The sequence below is a fragment of the Slackia sp. genome (assembly GCF_977041755.1).
Window position 1 is genome coordinate 1 of record NZ_CDRRGL010000161.1, and the last position, 3,878, is coordinate 3,878.

The window sequence follows — 3,878 nt, forward strand, 5'->3', positions numbered from 1 at the left end:
CAAACGGGTCGTCCATATGCATGGTGAGCACGACCACGGCCGCGCCCGTCTCTTCGCGCTTGGCGATAAGGGCCTGAATGGTTTCAGGAGTGATAAGCGGGCAATCGCCCGAAAGAACCACGAGCGAACCCTCGGCGATCGAGCCGTCGGCCTGCGTGAATGCCTCACGACCGGCGTTCACGGCGTCGCCCGTGCCAAGCTGCTGGGTTTGAATGGCGATTTTCGTATCGCCCTCAACAAGAGGAGCAACCTTTTCGGACATATGTCCGAGCACGGTGACCACATCTTCGATGCCGGCATCATGGGCGGCGTCGACAACCCAGCGCACGAGCGGCTTGCCAAGCACCTCGTGGACAACCTTGGGTTTGTCGGATTTCATGCGGGTTCCAGCGCCCGCAGCAAGAATCAACGCTTTCGCGGTCATAAAAACCTTCTTCGAATCGGTTGCGTTTTAGCAGGGAAAGTATACCAGCGCGAGGGTGACAGCGCGCAATTCTCGATAAATGCCCATGCGACGAGGGCCCCACCGCACTAAATAATCGGACGCGTCCATTCCGAAAGACCCTTCGCACGACGATTCGCGCGTCGGCCCTTCATGTTCTCGACGCACCCCTGCATACCATGGGGCACGTATGCGAGGTCTTCGATATCTTCGGGCAAATAGCTCACAAGCGAGAGTGGCGCGGTTTGCTGCGGGTTTTCCGGCGCAGGCCCCGGCACCGCCGCAAACCCGCATACGGGCGCGCCCTGCGCCACGAGCTTATGCTCGTATCCGCTCCACGGCTCATTGGGAAACATCCCTCGCACATCGTCGGTGTTCCACTGCACGTCATAGCCCGCGATCTTGAGCTGAGTGAGCGAGAAATCGCGCAGCGGCATGCTGTCGGTGCGCAACCGAACGAATGCGCCCGGCGCCAACAGCGGACGATACGACATAAGTCGCTCGAAATGCGTGAGCCGGTAGTGCGCCTTCTTCTTTTTCGGGAACGGCGTGGGGAAATTCAGCAGCATTGCGGAAAGTTCGCCCTCGCCAAACGTTTCCGACAAATCGGAGTCGTCGTGCAGCACGAACACGGCGTTCGACACGCCTTGCGCAATGGCGCGTTCTGCCGCGCGCATCACGCATACGCCATCGACGTCGAGCCCCACGAACAACACATCGGGGCGCGCGGCGGCGCATTCGACCGTATATTCGCCCTTGCCGCAACCCAAATCGAGCACAACAGCGGCATAGGGGTCGCCGCGCCGTTCGCCCAAGGGCGCCCAACAGCGCCACTGGCCCGCACGGTCTTTTGGGTGCGATTCGACATTGCTCGCGCATGCGGCAAGACGTTCCTCGAGCGAAAAGCCCTTTGGCAAACGAGACGCGGCGGTGCGCATGACTTCCTCCATACATAGATAACTTGAAAGCATCGATAGTACCCCATTTCAAAAAATGGGGCCTGCGGACCTGCATTCCTGCGCGGTTTCGACATCAAGCAAAAATTCTTATTGATATTTGATATCAATTGGCATATAGTATTAGACATACCGAGAGGAGGTCACCATGGCTCAGCGCAACACCGTTCAGCAAAAAATCATCGCGGGGCAACTCGCCAAACTCCATGGCAGCCACCCCACCGCCGACGAAGTGTATCAGTCCATGAAGGACGAATACCCTTCTATCAGCAGGGCTACGGTATATCGCAACCTCAACAAGATGTCCGACAATGGCCAAGCGCTCAAAGTGCGCGTAAGCAGCGGCGCCGATCATTTCGACGACACCCTGCGCCCCCACTACCACGTGGTATGCGCGAAATGCGGCCGCGTCGACGACGTCGAGGTTGACTTACCAAGCAGCGTCACAGAGTCATTGGACAAGGCGACCGCGCCTGGTTTCACCATCACGGGCTATGAGCTGCTCTTCTGCGGATTATGCTCCGCATGCGCCCAAGAAAGGCAGGAATAATGAGCGATTCCGTTGACACCAAGGCATTTCACGCCTTCAGCTATGGGCTGTTCTTGCTCGCTTCGCAAGCCGATGGCCGCGACAATGCCTGCATCGTGAACACCGCCATCCAGGCAGCATCAAAGCCTCGACAGGTAAGCGTCGCATGTATCAAGGGCTCGTGCACGCAAGAGACGATCGCCGCTTCAAATCGGTTCTGCGTCTCGGTGCTCGACGAATCCACGCCGCTTGAGTATTTTGAGCATTTCGGCATGAAAAGCGGGCACGACATCGAGAAATTCGTCGCGAGCGACGACGCTTCCATTCCCGGAGCGAACCCATCGCGCACCGAAGGCGGCCTCGTTTTCGAGAAAAGCGCCATCGCGTTTTTCGATTGCAGCGTCGTCGAGAGCATCGATATGGGAAGCCATGTGATGTATGTGGGCGAAGTCGTCGAGGCGCGCCGCCTTTCCGATAAGGCGCCCATCACCTACGACTACTACCGCAACGTCACAAGAAAGACGGGAGCTGCGGCGAGCGCGTCCCGCACGGCAGCCGATGCTGGCGAAATCGTCGCATGGAAGTGCACGATTTGCGGTTACATCTACGAAGGCGAAAACCTTCCATCCGATTTCATCTGCCCAATTTGCAAACACGGCGCCGAAGATTTCGAGCCTGTGTACGCAAATGAACACGGCGGTGAAGATATACAGGCCGCGGCGGCAACGCCGCAGGAACCACAAAGTAAAGGGGTAATGAATATGGAAACCAAATGGGTCTGCAGCGTATGCGGTTACATCTATGAAGGCGCCGAGCCTCCCGCGGAATGCCCCGTATGCCATGCTCCGGCAAGCGCGTTCAAGAAGCTCGAAGGTGAGCAGACGCTCGCCGCTGAGCACGAATATGGCATCTACGCCAAAACCGTGAAGGACAACGAGGCCATCTCCGACGAGGACAAGAAGTTCATCCTCGATCAGCTGAAGGCCAATTTCAACGGCGAGTGCTCCGAGGTGGGCATGTACCTGTGCATGGCTCGCATCGCGCATCGCGAGGGCTATCCCGAGATTGGTCTGTACTGGGAAAAGGCCGCCTTCGAAGAGGCGGAGCACGCCGCGAAGTTCGCAGAACTGCTTGGCGAAGAGCTCGAGCCCAACATGAAGGCCTCGACGAAAGAGAACCTCGCATGGCGCGTTGAGTGCGAATTCGGCGCATGCAACGGCAAGACCGAGCTCGCCACCTGCGCAAAGAAGAACGGCCTCGACGCCATTCACGATACCGTGCACGAAATGGCCCGCGACGAAGCTCGTCACGGCCGCGCCCTGAAGGGCTTGCTCGACCGCTACTTCGGCTAAGCCCAAAACGCGTCGCAAGGCAATCGAACACAACGCCCCGCATTCGTTGCATCGCTCGAATGCGGGGCGTTTTCAATAAGGAAAGCAGGGAGAAACCGTGGCGAAAAAAAGCTCGGGCGCAAAAGCGCGCAACGCTCAAAAACAAGAACCCATGGTCGCGCTTTATGGCCTTGACGAGGGGACTCCGCGCGGCGATGCCGTTCGCGCCGTTCTACGCGACCTAGGAATTCGCGTGCGCACTATCGCGCCTGAACATCTGGGCAACCCCGTTGGGGCCATAGCCGGCATGCCCGGCATGAGGCCCGCGCGCAACGCCTTTGAAGGCCAGGCGCCACGTGACGAATTCATGCTGGTATGCCCCATGCCAAACGCGCTGCTCAACGAGATGCTCGCCGCCATGCGCGAAGCGAACGTGAGTATCGCCCACAAAGCGCAGGTCACTGCTCACAATCGCCTCTGGCCGATGCACGTGCTCATGGCAGAAATCGCCAAGGAGCACGCCGCCATGGCCCAAAACGCTCAATAGGCTATCGCGCGCCGAGCATAATCGTACGCGTCGCTACATGATCTATAAGCTCCGGCGAATGGGAGACGAACAC

Annotated in this window: 5 protein-coding genes; 3 read left to right on the top strand and 2 right to left on the bottom strand. The window is 58.6% G+C overall.

The window, feature by feature from the left end:
• Positions 1-424: NTP transferase domain-containing protein (locus ACWI8T_RS08860; RefSeq protein WP_449138681.1), on the bottom strand; the 424-nt coding region annotated here is incomplete at its 3' end.
• A 107-nt stretch (positions 425-531) separates the two neighbouring features.
• On the bottom strand, positions 532-1,380 hold the full coding sequence (gene trmB, locus ACWI8T_RS08865; protein WP_281668218.1) for a tRNA (guanine(46)-N(7))-methyltransferase TrmB: 849 nt from the start codon (positions 1,378-1,380) through the stop codon (positions 532-534).
• A 166-nt stretch (positions 1,381-1,546) separates the two neighbouring features.
• Here trmB and ACWI8T_RS08870 point away from each other — a divergent pair, with 166 nt between their 5' ends.
• The 3 genes from ACWI8T_RS08870 to ACWI8T_RS08880 all read left to right on the top strand — a co-directional run bounded on the left by ACWI8T_RS08870 (position 1,547) and on the right by ACWI8T_RS08880 (position 3,805).
• Positions 1,547-1,948 (top strand): Fur family transcriptional regulator, encoded by a 402-nt coding sequence (locus ACWI8T_RS08870; RefSeq protein WP_114614777.1) that lies wholly within the window; start codon positions 1,547-1,549, stop codon positions 1,946-1,948.
• The gene (locus tag ACWI8T_RS08875) at positions 1,948-3,279 is read left to right on the top strand and encodes a rubredoxin-like domain-containing protein (protein WP_288485047.1); all 1,332 of its coding nucleotides are present in this window, start codon (positions 1,948-1,950) and stop codon (positions 3,277-3,279) included. Before ACWI8T_RS08870 ends, ACWI8T_RS08875 begins: the two co-directional genes overlap by 1 nt.
• A 97-nt stretch (positions 3,280-3,376) precedes the next feature.
• Positions 3,377-3,805, top strand: coding sequence for a DUF3783 domain-containing protein (locus ACWI8T_RS08880; RefSeq protein WP_449138682.1), 429 nt, complete (start codon positions 3,377-3,379; stop codon positions 3,803-3,805).
• Positions 3,806-3,878 lie beyond the last annotated feature (73 nt).